At 62.3% G+C, this 20071-nt stretch carries 22 protein-coding genes; 12 read left to right on the forward strand and 10 right to left on the reverse strand.

Going from position 1 to position 20071, the window contains the following annotated elements:
• Window positions 1–50 precede the first annotated feature (50 nt).
• Window positions 51–407 carry a hypothetical protein gene (locus tag OG205_RS35670; RefSeq protein ID WP_330272288.1) on the reverse strand — a complete coding sequence of 119 codons (357 nt, stop codon included), beginning with the start codon at window positions 405–407 and terminating at the stop codon, window positions 51–53.
• 150 nt (window positions 408–557) lie between these two features.
• Here OG205_RS35670 and OG205_RS35675 point away from each other — a divergent pair, with 150 nt between their 5' ends.
• Entirely contained in the window at window positions 558–908 is a 351-nt protein-coding gene (locus tag OG205_RS35675; protein ID WP_330272289.1) for a helix-turn-helix domain-containing protein, read from the forward strand.
• Between the two features lie 17 nt (window positions 909–925).
• On the opposite strand, the gene OG205_RS35680 is transcribed toward OG205_RS35675, so the two are convergent.
• Window positions 926–1126 carry a hypothetical protein gene (locus tag OG205_RS35680; protein ID WP_330272290.1) on the reverse strand — a complete coding sequence of 67 codons (201 nt, stop codon included), beginning with the start codon at window positions 1124–1126 and terminating at the stop codon, window positions 926–928.
• A 182-nt stretch (window positions 1127–1308) separates the two neighbouring features.
• Between OG205_RS35680 and OG205_RS35685 the strand changes: the two genes are divergently transcribed.
• The 4 genes from OG205_RS35685 (at window position 1309) to OG205_RS35700 (ending at window position 5249) form a co-directional block, all read left to right on the forward strand.
• The gene (locus OG205_RS35685) at window positions 1309–2094 is read left to right on the forward strand and encodes an aminotransferase class IV family protein (protein ID WP_330272291.1); all 786 of its coding nucleotides are present in this window, start codon (window positions 1309–1311) and stop codon (window positions 2092–2094) included.
• 55 nt (window positions 2095–2149) lie between these two features.
• Window positions 2150–3088 (forward strand): SUMF1/EgtB/PvdO family nonheme iron enzyme, encoded by a 939-nt coding sequence (locus OG205_RS35690; RefSeq protein WP_330272292.1) that lies wholly within the window; start codon window positions 2150–2152, stop codon window positions 3086–3088.
• 489 nt (window positions 3089–3577) lie between these two features.
• On the forward strand, window positions 3578–4198 hold the full coding sequence (locus OG205_RS35695; protein ID WP_330272293.1) for a hypothetical protein: 621 nt from the start codon (window positions 3578–3580) through the stop codon (window positions 4196–4198).
• Between the two features lies 1 nt (window position 4199).
• Entirely contained in the window at window positions 4200–5249 is a 1050-nt protein-coding gene (locus OG205_RS35700) for a helix-turn-helix domain-containing protein (RefSeq protein ID WP_330272294.1), read from the forward strand.
• A gap of 199 nt (window positions 5250–5448) precedes the next feature.
• On the opposite strand, the gene OG205_RS35705 is transcribed toward OG205_RS35700, so the two are convergent.
• From OG205_RS35705 to OG205_RS35725, 5 genes are all read right to left on the reverse strand, one after another.
• The gene (locus OG205_RS35705) at window positions 5449–6159 is read right to left on the reverse strand and encodes a hypothetical protein (protein ID WP_330272295.1); all 711 of its coding nucleotides are present in this window, start codon (window positions 6157–6159) and stop codon (window positions 5449–5451) included.
• Window positions 6156–6338, reverse strand: a complete 183-nt coding sequence (locus OG205_RS35710; RefSeq protein ID WP_330272296.1) for a hypothetical protein — start codon at window positions 6336–6338, stop codon at window positions 6156–6158. The genes OG205_RS35705 and OG205_RS35710 overlap by 4 nt, the downstream gene beginning before the upstream one ends.
• A 1270-nt stretch (window positions 6339–7608) precedes the next feature.
• Window positions 7609–8451, reverse strand: coding sequence for a helix-turn-helix transcriptional regulator (locus OG205_RS35715; protein WP_330272297.1), 843 nt, complete (start codon window positions 8449–8451; stop codon window positions 7609–7611).
• Between the two features lie 640 nt (window positions 8452–9091).
• Window positions 9092–9451, reverse strand: coding sequence for a hypothetical protein (locus OG205_RS35720; RefSeq protein ID WP_330272298.1), 360 nt, complete (start codon window positions 9449–9451; stop codon window positions 9092–9094).
• Between the two features lie 107 nt (window positions 9452–9558).
• Window positions 9559–10791, reverse strand: a complete 1233-nt coding sequence (locus tag OG205_RS35725) for a helix-turn-helix domain-containing protein (protein WP_330272299.1) — start codon at window positions 10789–10791, stop codon at window positions 9559–9561.
• Between the two features lie 592 nt (window positions 10792–11383).
• Here OG205_RS35725 and OG205_RS35730 point away from each other — a divergent pair.
• The 3 genes from OG205_RS35730 to OG205_RS35740 all read left to right on the forward strand — a co-directional run bounded on the left by OG205_RS35730 (window position 11384) and on the right by OG205_RS35740 (window position 15489).
• Complete coding sequence (locus OG205_RS35730; RefSeq protein WP_330272300.1) at window positions 11384–13834, forward strand: hypothetical protein; 2451 nt, start codon at window positions 11384–11386, stop codon at window positions 13832–13834.
• A gap of 461 nt (window positions 13835–14295) precedes the next feature.
• Window positions 14296–14961: a protein phosphatase 2C domain-containing protein gene (locus tag OG205_RS35735; RefSeq protein ID WP_330272301.1), complete on the forward strand. Its 666-nt coding sequence runs from the start codon at window positions 14296–14298 to the stop codon at window positions 14959–14961.
• A 312-nt stretch (window positions 14962–15273) separates the two neighbouring features.
• Window positions 15274–15489 (forward strand): hypothetical protein, encoded by a 216-nt coding sequence (locus OG205_RS35740; protein ID WP_330272302.1) that lies wholly within the window; start codon window positions 15274–15276, stop codon window positions 15487–15489.
• Window positions 15490–15493: 4 nt separating this feature from the next.
• On the opposite strand, the gene OG205_RS35745 is transcribed toward OG205_RS35740, so the two are convergent.
• The gene (locus tag OG205_RS35745; protein ID WP_330272303.1) at window positions 15494–15847 is read right to left on the reverse strand and encodes a winged helix-turn-helix transcriptional regulator; all 354 of its coding nucleotides are present in this window, start codon (window positions 15845–15847) and stop codon (window positions 15494–15496) included.
• A gap of 83 nt (window positions 15848–15930) precedes the next feature.
• Here OG205_RS35745 and OG205_RS35750 point away from each other — a divergent pair, with 83 nt between their 5' ends.
• From OG205_RS35750 to OG205_RS35760, 3 genes are all read left to right on the forward strand, one after another.
• Window positions 15931–16755: an NAD(P)-dependent oxidoreductase gene (locus OG205_RS35750; protein WP_330272304.1), complete on the forward strand. Its 825-nt coding sequence runs from the start codon at window positions 15931–15933 to the stop codon at window positions 16753–16755.
• Window positions 16752–17486, forward strand: a complete 735-nt coding sequence (locus OG205_RS35755) for an SDR family NAD(P)-dependent oxidoreductase (protein ID WP_330272305.1) — start codon at window positions 16752–16754, stop codon at window positions 17484–17486. The genes OG205_RS35750 and OG205_RS35755 overlap by 4 nt, the downstream gene beginning before the upstream one ends.
• A 75-nt stretch (window positions 17487–17561) precedes the next feature.
• Complete coding sequence (locus tag OG205_RS35760; RefSeq protein ID WP_330272306.1) at window positions 17562–17987, forward strand: carboxymuconolactone decarboxylase family protein; 426 nt, start codon at window positions 17562–17564, stop codon at window positions 17985–17987.
• Between the two features lie 110 nt (window positions 17988–18097).
• On the opposite strand, the gene OG205_RS35765 is transcribed toward OG205_RS35760, so the two are convergent.
• Together OG205_RS35765 and OG205_RS35770 are read right to left on the reverse strand one after the other, a co-directional pair.
• Window positions 18098–18307: a hypothetical protein gene (locus tag OG205_RS35765; protein WP_319976883.1), complete on the reverse strand. Its 210-nt coding sequence runs from the start codon at window positions 18305–18307 to the stop codon at window positions 18098–18100.
• Between the two features lie 138 nt (window positions 18308–18445).
• On the reverse strand, window positions 18446–19264 hold the full coding sequence (locus OG205_RS35770) for a GNAT family N-acetyltransferase (RefSeq protein ID WP_330272307.1): 819 nt from the start codon (window positions 19262–19264) through the stop codon (window positions 18446–18448).
• 29 nt (window positions 19265–19293) lie between these two features.
• On the opposite strand from OG205_RS35770, the gene OG205_RS35775 reads away from it, so the two are divergent.
• Window positions 19294–20046 carry a PhzF family phenazine biosynthesis protein gene (locus OG205_RS35775; protein WP_330272308.1) on the forward strand — a complete coding sequence of 251 codons (753 nt, stop codon included), beginning with the start codon at window positions 19294–19296 and terminating at the stop codon, window positions 20044–20046.
• The last annotated feature ends 25 nt before the right edge of the window (window positions 20047–20071 follow it).

Genomic DNA, 20071 nt, shown 5'->3' on the forward strand with positions numbered 1-20071 from the left:
AACCCGGACCGGCGGTGACTTCTTGGCGGGAGTCCGCCGGTCCGGGGCAACTAGGCGGCCTCGGTTCCGGTGCCTCGGTTGATGGCCTGGCCCCGCAGTTCCTTGCGGCGAGTCCGGCGGTCCTTGTGCTTCTTGCCGCGCACGGGCGTCGGCGTCGTGGCGGTCGGAACGGCCCGAATCGGCGTCGTTGCTTCCTGCACGGCCTGCGCCAGCGAGATGCCGTACTTCGGCGAGACCCCCGCAGCGGCACGCGCCAACATCCGGGCGTTTCGCCGGGCAACCGCCGAACCGTCCATCAGTGCTGCGGTCGGGGCGAAGGAAGAGCCGATCTCGTCGGACAGCTCCTTGACGATGCTGGTGACAGCCTCGGCGGTGATGCCATCGGGGTAGTTGCTGGTGGTGTTCACCGGGTTCCTTTCGAAGGTGATGCGCCAACGCTAGCGCTAGAACAAGCGCTAGAACAAGCGATCACCTGGACATGATGAGGCCGCTTAGTGCGGATTTCGGATGTGCTGCGCTAGAATTTGCGCTGGTACTGGCGCTAGGCGGGGGTTCGGATGGCGAAGGATTGGCAGGCCGTGGCCGACGCGATTAACACCCGAATGGAGCAACTCGGGCTCTCGCAGAAGGAGCTGTCAGAGCGCTCGAAGGTGAGTACGGCGACGCTCCGCCTGATGCAGCAGGGAGCGGATGCATCGCGGTCCGCGACCACGCTTGCGGCCGTGTCCACGGCGCTCGGCTGGAAGGCTGATCACCTTGGAGACGTCGCCGCCGGCCGACCGGTGCCAAGTGACGATGCGTCGCGAGACCTGCACGACGAGGTTCAAGCTCTCCGAGGCGAGGTTGCGGAGCTGCGCGCCGGCCTCGAAGGCTTGAGCGCGAAGGTCGCCCGCATGTCGAAGAGCTGAACCGCTGACCCTGGACATCAGGACAGCGCGCGGAAGAAGGCGACCAGGCCGTCCAGCACTGCTCCGCCCCACGTTGCCAACTGGCGAGCGATGACCGCTGCGCCGGCTGGGTCCCGAATCACCAAGGCGAGCACGACCAGGGCCGCCAAGGTGAGCACTGCGCGCCGTCCGGTTCCGCCTCCAGTGGGAAGCGGCATCATCGTCTGTTTCCTAGCCATCTCGGTGCTCCGTTCTCGGTGGCGGTTCGTTCTGCACCAAGCTTGATGCGATCCGCGTCACACGAGAACTGCCCGAGTAGTACCTCAATGCCGAACTTCCGCTGAACTTCCCGCACTGAACTTTCACCGAACTTCGGCGCGCTCACCTTTTGAATCCGCCTACGGGGTGGCAGCCTGGGTGCATGGACCTGAATGGCGTCCCCGCCACCCTCGATCAGATGAAGGCGCTTGCCCTCACGAACTACGGGCACTTCACCTCAATGCTGGTGGAAAACGGCGAAGTGCGGGGACTGTCGTTGCACATGGCTCGGCTGTCCCGCGACTGCCTGCAGCTTTTTGATCAAGACCTCGACACCGAGCAGGTCCGCGGCTACGTGCGGAAGGCGCTCGGTGAACACGCAGGTGGCCGTGTGGTCGTGCGTGTAACGGTCTTCGATCCTGCTTTGGATCTGGGGACCATCGGGCACGACTCGAACCCTCATGTGCTCGTCACGCACCGCTCGGCGGGAAGTGGATCTCCGGCGCCGTGGCGGCTTCAGGCGGCTGCGTATCAACGCGACATGCCGTCTGTGAAGCATGTCGGTCTTTGGGGAACCATGCAGCGCCGTCGGGCTGCACAGCGAGACGGTTACGACGATGTCCTTTTTCTCAATCCTGACGGCACCATTTCTGAGGTTGCCACCTCGAACATCGGATTTGTTCGCGACGGTCACGTCATTTGGCCGCGTTCCGCGTACCTCGCAGGCATCACTATGACGCTGCTTCACCAGGAATTGGACGAGCAGATCGTGACAGAACCTCTGACGCTTTCGGACCTTCCGAGCATGGACGCGGCCTTCGCGACCAACGCCGCAACCGGCGTTCGAGCAGTGTCATCGATCGACTCGACGGAGTGGTCTTCGGAGACTCACCCCGTTCTGAAGGAGCTGAGGGAGCTGTATGCCGACATTCCGGCGGAACCGGTATAGGCAGCGCTTTCGGCCCGCTAGGCTCCCTTGGAGGGTCTCCAAGGGGGAGTGTGCAATGCCGACCGTGCAACGCTGGACCGGCGTGGAAGTTCGCGCCCTACGCGATGCAATGCGCATGAGCCTTCGAGAGTTTGCAGCTCATCTCGGTGTGAGTGAGCGCATGGTCTCGAAGTGGGAGGCCGGCCGCGAGAACATCCAGCCGCGGCCCGTGAACCAGGCGGCGCTGGACACGTGCTTGACCCGCAGCGACCCTGACACGCACGCGCGCTTCACCTTCCTGGTGGGCGACTCCGTGGTTCGGGCAGGGGAGCAGGACGTACAGGTCGAGCCAATCGGGAGCGGCCAGGTCCACCACCCGACCGACGGCAGCGCGATGCTCATGGTTGAGGGAAGCGTCTTTCTCAGCGGCCCCAGCAACACCCCTGCCTGGATACCTGGCTACTACATCGACGTGTTCCCTGTGTCCAATGAGGACTACGCGCGGTTTGTTGCTGCGACTGGACATCAGGCCCCGGATCACTGGCCTGACGGCTGGTGCCCTGCCGAGACCCGAGACCACCCAGTGGTCTTCGTGACGTGGAACGACGCGAGTGCCTACGCCGCCTGGGCGGGGAAGTCGCTGCCGACAGGCCAGCAGTGGGAAAAGGCTGCTCGGGGAACGCGCGGCACGGTCTACCCGTGGGGTGACCAGCCGACGCCGGCCAAGTGCAACGTGCGCGAAAACGGCGTCGGACTGACCACGCCACGTGACTGCTACCAGAGTGGCGTGAGCCCGTACGGCGTGTACGACATGTGCGGAAACGTCTGGGAGTGGTGCTCCACCGAGACGAAGCCAGGTCGCCACGAACTCAAGGGCGGCGCCTGGACGAGCCCGTTCAACCGGTCAACTCCGTCGTCCTTCAACGACGCGAACGCAACCATGAAGGACGACGACACGGGCTTCAGGTGCGTGGTTGCCGCAGACGCGATGGACGAACTGCTCCGCCGCCGCTGACTTCTTCTAACGGAAGCCGCACAGATAGGTCGCTAGCTACCAGGCCTCGACGTAGGTGACTTGCTCTGAAGTTCCATCGTGGCGTTTGGAACGCAAGCAGTCTGGCCGTTGACCTGCGGATACGCACGACAGGCTAGTCATCGTCCCGTGACTGTCCCGCGTCAACAGCCTGGGAACCCGTTGCGGCAGTGCACGTGCAGGCCCTGCCCTGCGCGGGAGGTTAGTCGGGTGCGGCTGTGGCATACCGGACCGGCCAGAGCTCACAGCACGCGGACAGTACGGGCGACTCATCCGTCGTCGGCATACTCACCCCAAAGCAGTGGAGATCTCCTGACACTTCGGGTCTTGCGCGTCAACCGGCAAGCTCATGGTGTCGATGACGAAGGGACGCATAGCGACCCTGAACAGGTAATATGAGCTAGTAGACGACCGGAACGAATCGGAAGCTGAATAATTGACAGGTGTTCTGCAACCTGTCACGATGCGTCCGTGACCGAACCGACCCTGCTGACGCGCGACGAGTGTGAATCGACGCTGTCGGCGCATGCTGAGGTGCTCAATCAGTGCTTCCTCACGGCCTGGGAGCGCTGGCAGGAGTGGCTTCCGAACGTGAAGGGTTCGCCCGCCGATGTCTCAGCGCTGACGCGGGCGATGGCGCTGCACGACTTCATCAGGGCCGAGGTGATCAAGAAGTTCCTTGGGGTCCCTGGGGTGAAGATCAAGGACAAGCGTGGCTTGTTGGTGGTGTGCTTCCACGACCGTGTCGTCATCCGCTTCAAGAAGTTCCGCGGCAAGTCGCTGAAGACGTCCGGCAACTGGAACCAGCAGACGGCAGCGTTTGAGACGCACCAGCTTGAGCTGCCGGAAACCTCGGTTCAGCCGGTTACTCACCTTGTTGCTGGCTACCTGCTCGATGAGCTGGCGGCCGGCATCGAGAAGGTGGCTGTCACCTGTCTGGTTGATGGGGATCACTACTGGGCTCCCATCGAGATCTCAAGCGTGGCCACCGGACATACTGCAACGGTTCACTCCGGCCCTGCCGGAGATCCGACCTCCGCCAAGCCTCGTGTGCGTAGCACCCGGCGCAAGAAGGACATCGAAGGAGCGTGACATGAACCCGCGCATGCTGACCGTGGCACGGGATGCGCAGGGTCTTACTCAGAAGGAGCTGGGGGAAGCCTGCGGTATCGCTCAGTCGAACATCAGCAAGGCTGAGAACGGGACGAAGGAACTGACGGCGGACGAAGCAAGGCGTATTGCAGATCGCCTTGGAGTAACAGTCGACCTTCTGAGCTGGCCTGATGACGTCCATGGGTTTGGAAGTGCAAGTTTCTTCCATCGTAAGCAACAGAGCTTGAGTCAGAAAACACTGCGACAAATTCAGGCACAAGTCAACTTTCTGCGTATGCGTGTGCAGCGACTCTCTCAGGGTATTGAGGTAGATGTCGCGATGACCATCCCTCACCTTGATCCTGACGGAATTGGTGGACCCGAGGAAGCCGCTAAGAGACTTCGTGCTGCCTGGCGGATTCCAATCGGTCCAGTGGGCAACGTTGTCAACGCCATCGAATGCGCTGGTGGCGTCATTGTTCGACACGACTTTAAAACGCACAGAATTAATGCGATTAGCGTATGGCACCCTGGCTCACCTGCGCTATTCGTGGTTAATGCAACACTAACCCCTGAGCAGCAGCGATTTGTCCTCGCGCATGAGTTGGGGCATATGGTCATGCACGAAGGGGAGCCGCCGCGTGATGACGCAGAGCGCGAAGCGGACCGGTTTGCGGAAGAATTCCTAATGCCTGCCGCTGAAGTTGCCAGTGACCTAAGAAGCATAGATCTCAAGCGCGCGGCCGTGCTCAAGCCGTATTGGAAAGTCTCGATGCAGTCACTTATTATACGCGCTGAGCATCTTGGTATCATTACGCAGGCAAGGTGCAGAAGTCTTCATGCCTACATGAACAAGCTTGGATACCTTTCAGCGGAACCCTTCCCGGTTCCAAGGGAAGATCCGACTGTGCTAAATGACATAGTTCAAGTTCATCTCGATGATCATGACTATACACCCGATGAACTTGCGAAGGTTCTCGGGATGAAGCGCACTCAGTTCATGGATGAATTCACCACCAGGAAGAATCGACTTCTTCGAGCAGTGAACTAGGGCTTGATTTGAGCCAGGCTTTCTCTAATCAGAGGGGCCTCGCACCTATCCCGCCGACCCGGCTCCGCCCAACCGCGCGTGTCAAGGGGACTTTTCGGCATGTCCGGAGTATGCACTGGGACGGCCCCTTGATACGTGTGGTTGCTCTTGCGGACGTTTGGCGCCCATAAAAACGAGGGACAAACGGGGGAAGTTGATCTCACCAGCCTTGCAGGGCCTTGAGGGAGTCGGGACGATCTCCATCAGGGGGCGGCAGGACGGTGTAGCCCAACCCCCTGAGAACGTCAGCTGCCTCAGCCGCCATGTCACGAACCACGGTCCGCGCTTGGTAGCGCCGCCACCGCTCACGACCCTCTAGGACGGCATCTCGCCAACCTGGCTTCGCGCTCAGCTTGCAATCTCGGATCAAGAACTCTATGAGGTCTTCAAGAGCTGGCCTGAATCGCGCGCCACCTACAGGCAAATGAAGTGATTCCATGCTGTGAGGCGTTGAATGTCCGGTTTTTGATAAAAGATGAGAAAGGGCGCCACGATGTGCGTGCACCTGAATGTGCGCACATGGCTTACTGTGGGCATCACGCTCATATTCCCAGCGAATAAGCGGGATTCGATCGACGCTAGATCCCAGTTTCACGTACGATTTGAACACTGCGAGATACTTCTTTGTGGCGTCAATCTGACACCACAAGGAGATGTCAAGGTTGCCCAGCTCTGCACCGTTGCTGCCGCGCAGTGGCACTGGAGACTCAGTGCGAACAACGCGTTTGGTTTGGTGTCGCTCAACGAGGATTGACGGAACGTCATCGAAGACGGCGTTCAGCAGAGTGGATATTTCTTCGGCAAAGACATTTACCTTGCCCTCAAGATCGTCTGCGTCGGCGCCTTCGAGTTCGTCTCTATCGTCGGTCACTTGTCCCCTAGCAGGAAAGCGATTTCCTGGAGACTGTCCCAGGCCTCCCACTCTTCACCGGCGAGCTCAAAATTGGCTGCCTTTTCAGAGAGGGTTTCAAGATTCGTGTCGTGCCGCTTCAGGATGGCTTCTCGCCGCTCAAGCAGCTGCTCACGTGTCACATCGACAACTTTGGTCACGTGTGTCGCCTCCCTCGGGTCGGTACTCAGTCCACCATCTAACTGTCCTACACACTGACATTATGGGGCAATCATGCTGGTCTTGCCTCTGCGGTAGCCCGGACGGAGCACTTCGGCAGCAAGGCTTGCGAGGGCAAGCCTGTGTGCTGGTCGATGTCGGCAAGGCTGCGAGCTGTCCACAGGTGCGGCAGCCGAGCGCCCTGACCAGCTTGGCAAGTTGACCCGTTGGCGCTCGCCCCAACGCGATGTGCATCCGAGCGTCGTCCCGATCTAGCTCTGTGGGCATCGGTGCTGAAACACCGACGTACTGCCCAGTCCTGACGAGCAGCGACTGACTATGGCCGTTGATGGGCGCGTCGGGATGATGTTCCGCGGCTTCCGGTGCCTCGCGGTTCCCTGTGGGGGTTGCTGGTCGTGGCCTCGTTCGTCGCGGACGGCCCGGTTGCCTCGCCGACACCGACGCGGGCCGCTAGGCCCGCTTGGAGGCGTCGAACAACATGAACTCCGCGACGGATGCAGACACGAACGACCAGCGGCCCGCAGGGGCCGCCTTGATGACGAAAAGAAACTCTGAACACCCCAAGATCAACGGCGTGTGTCGTGTTTCGGCTGATGCTTGACACATTGGCTTCACCTGATGCTTGACACCGCTGGCCACAGGTTTGATCGCCGAACATCGCCTCTCTGGCGACTCGACCTCCAGGCCCACGTCAGCGCGACAGCGGGCGGCCAATCCTGTGCCTCACTCGCTTTGTCGTCCCCGCCCAGCCAGCACGCTCCACCGCTCCACAGCGGCGGCAGGATCGTCTGACGCGGCCACCATCTCGACGCATAACGGTGTTGCCGCTACACGGAGCCGGCCATCCTTCGCATAGCCCAAAACCATGCAGCGCAACCGTTGTCCTACCTCAGGCCACGGCTCGCCCGGCTGGTCTGTGATGTACGAACTGTCCACAAAGCCAAGCTCGCTGTCCTCAGATTCAATCAAGATCCCGTACCGAGCATGGCCGATCACCAGGCAGTGAACGATGTCGTACCTGCTCCGCGCTTGGATCTCCATGGCTCCCCGAATATCGTCGCTTGTCGCACGTACCACCGTAGCCGTGATCGACGCTTGCCAGGAGAAGCTGCTGCTGTACCGGGATTGCCTAGGTCTGGTGTCAAGTCTCAGGTGAAGCCGAATCGTCAACCTTCACCTGAAGCTCGACAAAGATCAACGGCGTGTGTGCTCATGATGGCGGCTTCAGTGACATACCAGGCTGTGGTTGAACTACAGCTCTGCGGCAGCCTCGGCGATGCGTTCCAGCGACTCGCCAGGGCCTAGCGCGATCTTCTGCAGTTCAGCGAACCGCTGTGCCAGTCGCTCCGTGACCGCCTGGTCCTCGACGTACTCGCCCTTGATGACTGTCTCCAGATACGCCACGTCGTTGTGTTGGCGGTGGGGGAACCCGAGCAACGTGAAAGGGGAGCCCATTGCCGGATAGGCCCCGGCAGCGAGCGGTACCACCAGCACGCTCGCCGTTGGATGTTCGCTGATCTCCATGAGGTGCAGCAGCTGCGCTCTCATCACCCGCGGCCCACCGATCACCAGTCGCAACAGGCTATCCGGAAACACCGCTTGGACCGCGAGCGGATCCTTGTCGCTTAGACGCGCTGCCCATGCCTCCCGCACCATTGCCAGCTGCGCAGTACGGACCGGATCGTTGTCCTGCATGACAGCGTTCGTGTAACCGGGAACCTGAAACACGGCGGGAACGAGATCTGTTGTGAACGCGCGCAGCACCGTCGCGTCGGACACGAGGTTCGCGAAGTCCGCCGCCGGATCGAAGTTCAGTTCCTTGTTGCTCCCATGCGTGCGTGCTCGTTCCGCGTACTGCGCGCGCAACACCACGGCCTGCCATTCCGGAGTGGGCACCTTGTAGACGAATCCGAGCGCCATGATGTCCACGGGTCGTGAGCACTGCACGGCGTTCTCCATCATGGACAGCTTGGCGCTGCTGAAGCCCACACGCTGGCCGGCCTCGGTGAGGCTCAAGTCGCGTTCATCGCGCCATCCGGCCAGCTGTCGCCCTATGGCGCGTTCGAGCGTCGTGGCTCGGAAGTCCTTTGCCATCTTGGTTATCTCGCGTCACACAGCTCGTCAAACGGGACGACGCTGCAACCGCGCAGTTCGCGGATCAACGCCACAGCAACCATCCACCGAACCTTGGGATCGCCGTAGTCAAGTTGAGCGGCCCCGACCGGAGCCGGCGCGAACGTGCCTGGCCGGTAGAGCGTTCCTCTCACACCCACAACCTCGAAGCCTCGAACCCGGATTGCTACAGCGCCGCGTTGAAGAGACGGGCAGCGCCGCAGCGAGGTCGCGACGCACCGCACACAAACAGGCGGCTCCACGGAAGCCATGCCTTCGGGCCAGCGTGGCCAATCCCCTCGATGGTCCCGCAGCAGCCACAGTGCACCGTCCGGCGTTTGGTCGGCAGGCCCCGCGCACACCTGACACAGAAGCTCGCTCATCGCACGCCGCTGCCGCGCCGGGTGCACTCTGGCGAACTCCGGTTTGCCTTCCTTCGGCCGCTCAGCGACTTTCTGCCACAGGACGCCGAGAGCGTCGCGATCGCCAGGAAGCTCCTGGGTGTACCCGATTCCCAGGCCGCCGGGCCGCACGACCAGGCTGCACTTCAAGTCCTGCTCGGCTGTGCTCGCGGTGACGTAGGGCGCGACTATGCGACCAGCTTGAGTGAGGTCCATCCCGGTCACGGCGTCCAAAGCTTCTGCGCTTTGCCGACGACCAGCGTTGGCGCGAGTCGGGTGCCAGGTTCTGGAAGCTCCAGCAGTTTTAGGACGACATCGGCGAGAGTGCCGCTTCGCTCCCACACGATCTCGGAGGGCTGTCCGGTGATGACGCGGATGCGTAGGCCGAGCGCATCGCTCTCGTCGCGAACACGGATGCAGTCCCTCCAACCGGCCGGCCAGACCCTGGCACCGTCAAGCACCGCGTTGGGATCGCCGGGATCGTCGACCGGCAGGAAGATCCAGTCCGCCTCGCGGATGAGAATCAGGTACTGGAGGCTGGGAAAGAGCTTCACCGCCTCGGCGTCGGTGAGCGGGCTCATGCCTCGCCCACCGTTGCGCCACAAGCATTGCTGACCGAACACATGCTTGGAACGTAGAACTGCTCCAACATGCCAAGGGGTACAACCTGTACCCCCACCTGATCAGGTCAAGCTGCGATACCGACTCGCTCGCACAGGTCGTGAACGTCCTGCCGTAGTCCAGCCGGTGGGTTGCTGCGCAGGCCGATCAACATCTCCCGTGCGAACCCGTTGTACTTGATCGTCTCGGAGGCAGTGCGCTCCGAGTGGTTGAGCAGCGCCCACACCGCATGCCGCTCGCCATGCTGGTCGTGGGCACGGGCGACTTCGATCAGGTGCCGGGCCCGGCGCGGTACCGAGACGATGGTGTCCGGGTCGATCTGGTCAGCCGCACGCAGTGCCTCGGCAGGACGCCGCAACTCCACACCGAGTGTCGTGGCGTGCGCGGACATCACGGGACGGCTGAACGAGGACTGCGTGTGCCGATAACCGACCGGGAGTTCCTGCGCGATGCGGTCTGCAAGTTCCCACGCTTCCCAGGCTTGACCGTGCCGGCCGCGGCGGGCGTGGACGTACGCAACCTCGACCTTCAGCGCGCCCCACATACCTCGCCACTCGTCGCCGCTATCGAGGTAGGGCTCAAGCTCGCGTGTACCGAACGCCGCTACGTCCAGGGCCTCATCCCAACGGCCGACGTCGCGCAGAGCCTGGACTTTCGCCCACGCGCCTCCGGCGATCGCAAGTGGGTCGTCAGCTTCCAGCGCCTCGTTCATCGCCCGGTCTGCGACGAGCCACACCAGTTCCGCGGCCGGCTGGTACGCGCAGAAGAAGTCGGCGAGCCGGTACACCCCGGCGAGCACGCGGCGTGCGTCACGGCGTTCCTCGCCGCGGATAACGCGCACTGCGCGTTGAGCATCCCGGATCAGGTCGGGGAGGAGCAGGCCGAGTTGGGTGCGGTGATCGGGGCTTGCGTGCCGCACCTGCCACGCCTGGTCCAGGCGCACCGCAAGGTGCGCGACGTTCGGCGGGCGGGCATCGCTGGTCAGGTGGTAGTCGGTCAGCGCGGCCTGTACCGCGGCTAGCGCTACGTGCTTCTCTCCAGCGAACACGGAGACTGGCACGGCATGGCCGTTGCCGGTGAGGTCAGCTAGGTCCTGCACACCGAGCGCGTGCGCGATGCGGAGCAGCATCGCCAGGCGCGGTGCTTGCAGCCGACCGTTTTCGACAGCCTTGACCCACTCTGCGCTCCTGTCGACCAGACCACCGAGGACGGGGCGCGACATGCCGGCACGTTCTCGCGCCCACCTGATGCGCTGCCCGATCGTGGTGTGCGCAGGGGCAGGAAAACCCGAGTTCACCATAGGTCCGCCTCATCGCCGGATGTGTCCCCACCGATGCCCCCGGTGGCCAACCGTGGGCCGCATCCGGCGAGGATGTCACCTGTCAGCGTAGCGCCGACTGGGTTGCGCCAAACATGTTCCGCCTGTGCACGGCTGGCTAGGTCTTGGCCGACATCTCGCTGAGTCCTTGCTGTGAAGCGCCGTATTGGCTACAGGTTCGGTGACAACACAACTACAGGCAGCCGTCTTGTCGGCGGGTGATTGGTCTATCTACCTGATGCATAGTGATTTTGACAGCATCCGCAGTGTCATCGTGCGGCATTCAGAACACGAGCTTCCATGTGGTTGACCTGCATGTCTATCAGTCGAATCGGCTCGTGTCCCGTAAGCATCCGCTAGCAGTAACGGTCAAACAGAAACTCAATGATCCGCGCGGGTCGTCGCCTGAAGATCTGAGCTGTCACCTCCATAGATGATTACTTCCAGGCATAAGCCGACCTTTCCGCTGGAATATAAATCCGTTGATCGCTTACGGTTCGTGCGCCGATGTAACGTTGACGTCCTATCTTGCGACCTTCCATCAAAGACTGCGGCAGCATCGGAGGCCAACGGCATGACCACTCCCGAAGAAGCACCACCTGGTTGGACCGATCCAGAGCGTCTTCTTTGGAATTCTTTTATTAGAGGTATCGAACTGGATCTATCCGATTCCAATCCAAATCGAAACGATCCCTCCGATGGGAGCGCATGGGGCCCTGAGCGCACCGTTCGCGCAGAAGCTGTATCCCATCTTCTACTTTCAGGCCCAAAAGTAGAGGACGGCAGTCCGCAGCGCCTACGTCTTTACGGTGCACGCGTCAGTGGCCAGCTGGATCTAGGCTGCAGCAAAGCGGTGGCGTTCGCTTTTAGAGGGTGCAGCTTTGACAATGCTCCGTTCCTGAACGACGCACAGATCGAGTTCATCGGATTCAACTCGTGCTTTCTTCCGGGGCTTCAGGCATCACGAGTAGCCTGCGCAGGACCTATTTGGCTCATGAACTCAAAGGTCGTCGGCGAAATTACCTTGACTGGCGCCGTCGCGAGCGAGGTAAAAGCGTGCAAGATCACGGCCCATAGCTCTGATAAAAAGTCGCGCATATCGATGTGCGACATGAAGGTGGCGCACGATGTACACCTCCATAATGCAGATATTTCCATGACAGTTGACCTTCGTCGAAGCGAGATAGGCGGCGACATTTGCCTGTGTGGTACCAAGATCGACGACAAGGGAACGGACGGGGCCGTACTTGCATCACTAAGCAAGGTAGAAGGGGACATCCATCTAGGTGACGGGTTCATCTCTGCTGGATTGGTCTCTTTAAAAGGCGCGACAGTCGGCGGACAAATATCTCTAACTGGCGCCAAGCTCAGCAATCCCGGAAAAACAGTGCTAGACGTCGATCACGTTGACTGCAGGTTGGGTTTCTTCGCCAAAGACTGCGAATTTTTAGGCTGCTTGTCGATTCATCACGCAAAGATTGGCTGTCAGCTGGCGTTAATCGGCTCGAAACTGATCAACCCGAAGGAACGAGCGTTCAACGCTGACCACCTCGTCGTACGTGGCTCGCTCCTTATGTCTGAGGTTGAGATTTCTGGGATTTGCGATCTTCATGGCTCTTCAATTGATTGTGCGGTTAGCCTTTCAAAAAGCAAGCTCGCCAGCGCGCAGTCTGACCGAGCGACGGTGATCGCGTATAGCATCAACGTCGGCGGCGACTTTATCTGCACTGAGGCTGAGATTGATGGCGGAGTGACAATCGCTGAGTCAAAGATCGCTGGAGATTTTCTACTTGATGGCACCCGTATGACTGGAGAGAAGAAATACGCTCTCAGTGCCGCGCGCACCTCCTTCGGGAGGATATCGATGAGCAAGAACTTTTCTAGCAACTCCTCAATACTATTGAGTGACGCCACGGTCGCGACCGATGTTGAGATAATTAACTCCAAAATCAACGTCCCAGGAAAGCGTGCCGTGGTTGCATCGAGAATTTCAGTTACCGGCAGCTTCATCGCAAATGGAACCGACATTGTAGGCTCCCTGGATCTTTCTGATGCCGTCATAAACGGTGATGTAAAAATGCTCGATTCCAACCTTCGCGGGATTCCGCGAAGCGAGCACCACAAAGGGTCGCCCAAGGATCCTAAAGCTGGAAAAGAGTGGCTTGGCATCAGTCTTCAGATGTCGGGGGCCAGAGTGTCAGGCGACGTCGACTTCGCTGGCTGCAGATTTAGTCAGCAGATCCGTATGGACTCAGCGTCGATAGATCGGTCTCTATCTTTGAACGGCGCACAACTAGATACCGATTGTGCGCTGGCGCTATCGGCTGTCGGACTTACGGCAACTTCCGCCCAGTTCACACTAAAGACCAGGCCTCGGCAAGGAGTAGACCTGAGGTCGGCACGTATCAAGACAATGCATGATGACCTAAAATCCTGGCCAGAAGACCTGGTGAACATCGAAGGAATGACGTACGAACGAATTGTCTCGCCAATGACTGTTGACGAGCGCCTTCAATGGCTCGGCAAGGCGACTAAGACGTTCTCTGCACAGCCGTACAGCGAGCTTTCTGCTTGCTATTCACGCGTGGGACAAGAAGATCAAGCCAGGAGAATCGCATTCGCAGCTACGCGCCGCTCATACGAGGACGGGAATCTGCCTCTGCGCGTATGGGGTAAAATCCAAGACTTTGCCATCGGATACGGCTACCGACCGCTTCGGGCTTTCGCTGTGCTATCGGCCCTTTGGATTCTTGGTTCTACTTGGTTCATATTTGGAGTCGATTCATGCATTAGAGTAGGTGTCACCAAAGACGGACTATGCTCCGTAAGGCCAAATGACAGTCTAACCTGGGATCCTTGGACCTACAGCCTCGATTTGCTAATTCCGGTAGTCAACCTGGGGCACAAGAACGCCTGGGACGCCACGGGGTGGTCTAAAGCAGTAGTGTACTTACTTATCGCAGCTGGCTGGATATTCACAACTACGATAATCGCGGCAGCAGGCAGGAAGCTCAAGCGATCTTGAGCTACGTGCCGACTTTGATCAGCGTTACCTAGTGGGCCGCCAGGGACTCGAACTTCGAACCCGAAGTTTGCGGGAGCTGGTCCGCCACGTCGTGCGGCGGTTGGCCAAGCGCGCCACGACGAACGTCTTGACCACGGTGGACTCCAGGGCCTTGTCGCTGACCAGCAGTTCGCCATCGTGAGTAACTGCTACATAGCCGTGCTCGAAACAGGCTGTCGCAGCTCAACGCCGGTCTGCCTACGAGTCCGCCCTTGCCGAATCGGTGCCGAAATCTTGCCTGTAGGCTGCAAAGCACGAGGTCAAGCGTGGTGGTCGCGGCACTCTGTAAATCCGTCGCGAAAGCTACAGAGGTTCGAATCCTCTACCCGCCACGCAGGACTGATGGGCCTCTGACCGGACTGGTCAGGGGCCCATCGTCGTATCGTCGTATCGGACCGAGGGGGATCTCAGTGCGTACGCAGATGGCTACCGAAGCCGGCCGGACAACGGCACCGAGCGAGGACCGCGCGCTCGTCGGTCCGAACCTGGTCGCCGTGCTCGACGGTGTGACGGCGAAGCCCGAGACCGGGTGCGAGCACGGGGTCGGCTGGTTCGCCGACCAGTTGTCCGCGGAGATCCTGCGCTTCGCCCACCTCGAACCGGCTGTGGCGCTGAAGGAAGCGATCGCGCAGGCCGCTGAGCTGCACTCCGGTACGTGCGACCTCGATCATCCCGACTCGCCGAGCGTGGCGATCGCGATGGTGCAGACCAAGGGTGACGTGCTGCGGTACCTGGTTCTTGGGGACGCGACTGTCGTGGTCGACACCAAGGGTGAGTTGCTCGTGGTGAGCGATACGCAGACGCGGCGCACGGCCGGTGCGAAGGCCGTGGACGTCGAGCACGCGCTTACGGGTGAGGTGCCGTTGGCGGACGTGCGGCGCGTTGCGATCCTCTCTGACGGTGCCGCGCGTGCGGTCGACCTGTTCAATCTCTTCGATTGGCGTCAGGCGCTCGAACTGATGGCCGCGAACGGGCCGGACGACCTCATCCGCAAAATGCGCGCGGTCGAAAAGGAAGACGTCAAGGCCGTCGATTGGCCTCGCAAGAAGATTTCCGACGACGCCACTGTCGTCTATCTCGATCGGTGACGCTCTCGGCACTGGACGACGTGCCGCGGGCGAGTGCGTCACCGAGGTCGTTCTGCACGGCAGCAGCGCGATCGACTGGCACAGGTACAGCGGCTTCGCGATCGTTCCGGACGGCCCCTTGTTGCATTGGCTGGAAGAACACGGCTTGTCGAACTCTTTGCGGAGCGGCAGCGAACGGCCGGAGTGGCTGGCCCGGGAGGCAGCGATACCGCCCGCGCTGGAGGAGATGTCCGGCGACATGATGTGTCACTTCTAGATGGCCGCCGACTCGAAGCACGCAAGCGGATTCGCAGCACGGATCCGGAGACCAACGTGTTGCAGTTGCTGGCGTGGAGCGCAGCCGGTGTCGGCGGGTACCAGAGGTACCCGCCGTACGAGGACGTTCCCGGGCTGATCCTCCGAGACGTGCCGATCGCGGAGGTCGTCGCCGCGTTGCCTGAGCCGCTTCGGGTTCGTGTGCGGGAGGCCGGCGCGGCTCGTGGCTACGAGCTGCCGAAGTGGGCAGAGCTCCTGCTGCGCAGGGCATAGCTGCTCAGTGCCGTGGCGCGGGCGCCACGCCTCGGCGGCGTGCGATCGCCTGCATGTTCTGCTCGCCCCAGTCGCCCAACGCGTGCAGCGCCTCGTTCAGGCGTACGCCCAGCGGAGTCAGTGAGTACTCGACGCGTGGCGGCACCTCGTGGAACACCTCGCGGTGCACGATCTCGTCCGCTTCCATCTCGCGCAACACCTGGATGAGCATCTTCTCGCTGATGCCTGACACGGAGCGGCGTAGTTCGCCTGTGCGCACGGGGCCGTGGTGCAGTGCCCAGAGGATGAGTGCTTTCCAGCGGCCGCCGATCACGTCGATCGCCGCGTCTAGGCCGCACGCATACTGCCGTGGCTTCATCCAGGATCCTTACCGAAAAGTGGGTACCTGACAAAATAGTAGGTACTTGTCGTCTGGTCAGTGCTGGAACGAGCATTCACGGCATGGGGATCAAGAAGACCGTGAGTGTGCTCGGCCTGGGCAGGATGGGCAGCGCGCTGGCGAAAGCCCTCGTCGACGAGGGTTACGAAGTGACCGTGTGGAACAGGTCTGAGGACAAGCCGACGCCGGCAGGTACCAAGAGAGTCGCGTCAGCAGAAGAAGCGTTCCGGAGCGACGTCGTGGTCACCTGTCTGTCCACTTACGACGTTCAGCAACCGTTGCTCACCAACGAGATCAAGGCGCTCGTCAACCTGACGTCCGGTACGCCTGAGCAGGCTCGTGCCACCGCGCGGTGGGCGGAGGCCAACGGGGTCGAGTACGTGGACGGCGTGATCATGGCCGTGCCGCAGCAGATCGGTACGGAGCAGGCGCGGATCCTGTTCAGCGGCAACGAGAACCACCACGTGCTGCAGGTCTTCGGCGAACCCGTCCACCTCGGCGAGGACGCCGGACTGGCCGCGCTGTACGACCTGGCGTTGCTCGGCGTCATGTGGTCGGTGTTCGGCGGCTACCTCCAGGCCCTCGCGCTGGTCGGCAGCGCGGGGATCGCGCCGGAGAAGTTCACGCCGCTCGCCACCGACTGGCTCGCCACCGTGACCACGTTCCTCTCCGAGATGGGGGCGGTGACGCAGAGCGGGAACTACGAGACCGACGTGTCCGCGCTGGACATCAACGTGTCCGGCCTGCGGCTGCTCGCCGAGGCCAATCGCGAGCAAGGCCTCGACACCACCATTCCGCAGGCCCTGCACGACCTGTTCGAACGCGCCCAGAGCAACGGCCACGGCGCGCACAGCATCGCCAGCGTCATCGAGGAGATCCGGAAGTGAAGTACCTGGGCAAGAAGGCCGTCGTCACGGGTGGCACGCACGGCATGGGACGCGCGGTGGTCGACAAGCTGGTCGACGGCGGCGCCGAGGTGCTGCTGACGGGGCGGAGCACGGAGAAGGCCGAGGGCATCAAGGCGCACGTCATCGCGTCGGACGCGGCGAACTTCGACGACATCACCGCGCTCGAGCGCGAAACCCGGGAGCGGCTGGGCGGGATCGACCTGCTCTTCGTCAACGTCGGCTACGCGACGCTGCTGGAGATTCCGGACGTCACCGAGGACGACTACGACCGCACGTTCGACGTGAACACGAAGGGTGCGTTCTTCACCGCGCAGAAGCTCGCGCCGCTGATCAAGGACGGCGGCTCGATCGTCTTCACCACGTCGATCGCGCAGACCGGCGGCGCCGTGGGGATGAGCGCCTACTCCGGGGCGAAGGCCGCGGTGCGGTCGTTCGGCAGGTCGTTCGCGGCGGAGCTCGCGCCCCGCGGCATCAGGGTCAACGTGGTCAGCCCCGGCTTCATCGACACCCCGTCGATGGGCGTCACGGGCGTGCCGGAGGAGATCCTCCAGCGGTTCAAGGAAGAGGGCGACCGGATCACGCCGCTCAAGCGGCACGGCACCGCGGACGAGGTCGCCGACGCCGTGCTCTTCCTGGCGTTCGACGCCACCTTCACGACCGGCGCCGACCTGTCCGTCGACGGCGGACTGGGCCAGGGGATCAGCGCCTAGAAATCTTCGGACAACCTGTCACACCTTCGCCGGCTGCCGGGTCGACCAGGCAGAAGACGACGAAGGAGAACGAAGATGAGGATCGCCAACCCGATCTTGTCCGTGCCCGGCGCGATGAAGGCGCTGCTGGACCTGTCGGAAGCCGCGGCCAGGACGGGTCTGGACGAGGACTACGTCGAGTTGATCTGCCTGCGGGTCAGCATCATGAACGGCTGCGGCATGTGCATCGATCACCACACCAAGCTGCTGCGCCAGGCGAACGTGGCGGACGAGAAGGTCTACGCCGTCGCGGGGTGGCGGGACGTGCCGTACTACAGCGACGCCGAGAAGGCCGGGTTCGCGCTCGCCGAGCAGATCACCCACGTGCACGTGAGCGACGACGTGTGGGACGAGGCCGCGAAGCACTACAGCGAGGAGGAGCTCGCGGGCCTCGTGATCGCCATCGGCGCGATCAACCTGTGGAACCGCATGAACGTTGCCACGCAGCAGAAGGTGGCCTGAAAAAGATGAAGCCGGCGCGCAAGAGCTTCCTCTCTCTTGCGTGCCGGCTTCAGCGCGGAGCATACCCCATATCGAACACATGTTCGATCACGGGGCGATCAACACGCCGATCAGATCGCGGCGAGTGCCGCCCGGCCGTCGTCGGTCAGTTCCGCGCAGACGCGAAGGCCGAAGCTCGTTGGCTGCGAAGGGCGCAGCAGTCCCGCGTGCACGAGGTCGTGCGTCGCCATCTGGTCGCAGCAGGGCAGTCCGTCGACGTACAGATCGGGCTCGACCCCGCCTGTGACCTCGGCGCGTCCCGCGGCGACAGCCCGCAGCATCGCTCTCGCTCTTCCGCTGAGTTCCATCTCGACCCCCCAGGAGTGTTCGAATCCGTTATCCCCTTTGTCGATATAGAGGCCGGATCCGTTCCACAAGTACGGGTTCGTTTGGCTTCTTCGCTTGTGTGAACGGGTAGATCATGTCCCACTAGGCCGATCGGGTTGCGAAGACACGCCGGGAGAAGAGCGCAACGCGGGACGGCGCGCCCAGGTCGTCCAGGCCGGCCGATAGCCGTTCGCGTACCAGAACGGCGTCGAGCGCGGATTCGGCAAAGCGTGGTGGAGCAGCGTCGACGCCACGCCGGCGTCGTCCAGAACGGCGTGCGCGTGCGCCGCAAGTGCGCTGCCCGCCCCGCTGCCCCGCACGTCCGGCCGGACGCCGAGATGCCCGAGGTACGCGGACGGGCGCACCGTGGCGAACCGCTCGATCCATCCCGCGTCCTGCGGCATGTCGACGTAGATCATGCCGACGGGCGTGTCGCCCAGGACGGCGAGCCACATCGCCTCGTGGTCGCGGCCGAGCACCTCGGCCAGCGCGGTCCGCAGGTGCTCCGCGGTGTTCGGGCGTTCGGTGACCAGACCGAACGCCGCGTCGTACCGGACCGTGTGCATGTTCAGTTCGACGGCGACGTCCAGGTCGGCAGAGGTCGCGGGACGGATGCGCACAGTGGACGGCCGCGCCGCGGAGGAACGTCCGGCAAGGCGTTCGGCGACCACCGTGAGCGGCGCGAAGCCGTGGTGCACCAACGGCAGCGCGGCCGCGGTCTCGTGGCTCGGCACTGTCACGATCGCCACGGTCTCGGGGTCGTCCAGGCCGGTGAGGCGGGTCTCCCACTCGTCGAGCAACGCCGGCAGGTCGCAGCCGGGCTGCCACGTCAGGCTGTGCGTGCGGTGGGCGCCCCAGGTGAGGAGTAGGGAGTCCGGATCTGTCTCGCGGTAAGAGAAAATCTCGGTCACGCCCCATCTGAGCATGGCAGGGTCGGGCTGTGGAGATCTTCGTCGTGGATTCGTTCACCGACCGGCCCTTCGCGGGCAACCCCGCCGCGGTCGTGCTCCTCACCGAGCCGCGCGACGACGCCTGGATGCAGCACGTCGCCGCGGAGATGAAGCACGCCGAAACGGCCTTCGTCACCCAGGACAACCACCTCCGCTGGTTCACTCCGGAGGTCGAGGTGGACCTCTGCGGGCACGCCACCCTCGCCACCGCGCACGTCCTGGGCGGAGAGCAGGCGTTCACCACGCGTAGTGGGGTGCTCACATGCGCAAACGACGATGGATGGGTCCGCATGGACTTCCCCGCGGACCCTCCAGAGTTGACTGACCCGCCAATCGGTCTAGAGGAAGCGCTGCCACATGCGACGATCAAGTCCGTGTCGCGTGGGCGCTTCGACTACCTGATCGAGTTGGGGAGTGCCGCGGAAGTCCGATCCTTGCGACCTGATGTCCAAGGACTGGCACAAATTTCGTCACGCGGAGTAATCGTGACGGCCGCCGGCGACGGCGAAGCGGACATCGTCAGCCGGTGCTTCTATCCGGCCGTCGGCATCCCGGAGGACCCCGTCACCGGATCGGCCCACTGCACCCTTGCGTCCTATTGGGTGCCCCGGCTCAAGCGGGCTGACCTGCTGGCGGAGCAGGCGTCGCCGCGCGGAGGGTTCGTCAGGACCACCCTCGCGCAAGATCGCGTACTGCTCTCGGGGCAGGCCGTGACGGTGCTCCGGGGACACCTCGCCGTGTAACCACGTCTGGGTGAATAGATGTCAC

The organism is Lentzea sp. NBC_00516, assembly GCF_036346835.1.
Taxonomy (GTDB): domain Bacteria; phylum Actinomycetota; class Actinomycetes; order Mycobacteriales; family Pseudonocardiaceae; genus Lentzea; species Lentzea sokolovensis.

Coding starts and splice junctions, on each gene's coding strand:
- OG205_RS35675 (WP_330272289.1), top strand. CDS start 558: ATGGCGAAGGATTGGCAGGCCGTGGCCGACGCGATTAACACCCGAATG.
- OG205_RS35680 (WP_330272290.1), bottom strand. CDS start 1,126: ATGGCTAGGAAACAGACGATGATGCCGCTTCCCACTGGAGGCGGAACC.
- OG205_RS35685 (WP_330272291.1), top strand. CDS start 1,309: ATGGACCTGAATGGCGTCCCCGCCACCCTCGATCAGATGAAGGCGCTT.
- OG205_RS35690 (WP_330272292.1), top strand. CDS start 2,150: ATGCCGACCGTGCAACGCTGGACCGGCGTGGAAGTTCGCGCCCTACGC.
- OG205_RS35700 (WP_330272294.1), top strand. CDS start 4,200: ATGAACCCGCGCATGCTGACCGTGGCACGGGATGCGCAGGGTCTTACT.
- OG205_RS35715 (WP_330272297.1), bottom strand. CDS start 8,451: ATGGCAAAGGACTTCCGAGCCACGACGCTCGAACGCGCCATAGGGCGA.
- OG205_RS35720 (WP_330272298.1), bottom strand. CDS start 9,451: ATGAGCCCGCTCACCGACGCCGAGGCGGTGAAGCTCTTTCCCAGCCTC.
- OG205_RS35725 (WP_330272299.1), bottom strand. CDS start 10,791: ATGGTGAACTCGGGTTTTCCTGCCCCTGCGCACACCACGATCGGGCAG.
- OG205_RS35730 (WP_330272300.1), top strand. CDS start 11,384: ATGACCACTCCCGAAGAAGCACCACCTGGTTGGACCGATCCAGAGCGT.
- OG205_RS35735 (WP_330272301.1), top strand. CDS start 14,296: ATGGCTACCGAAGCCGGCCGGACAACGGCACCGAGCGAGGACCGCGCG.
- OG205_RS35745 (WP_330272303.1), bottom strand. CDS start 15,847: ATGAAGCCACGGCAGTATGCGTGCGGCCTAGACGCGGCGATCGACGTG.
- OG205_RS35750 (WP_330272304.1), top strand. CDS start 15,931: ATGGGGATCAAGAAGACCGTGAGTGTGCTCGGCCTGGGCAGGATGGGC.
- OG205_RS35760 (WP_330272306.1), top strand. CDS start 17,562: ATGAGGATCGCCAACCCGATCTTGTCCGTGCCCGGCGCGATGAAGGCG.
- OG205_RS35765 (WP_319976883.1), bottom strand. CDS start 18,307: ATGCTGCGGGCTGTCGCCGCGGGACGCGCCGAGGTCACAGGCGGGGTC.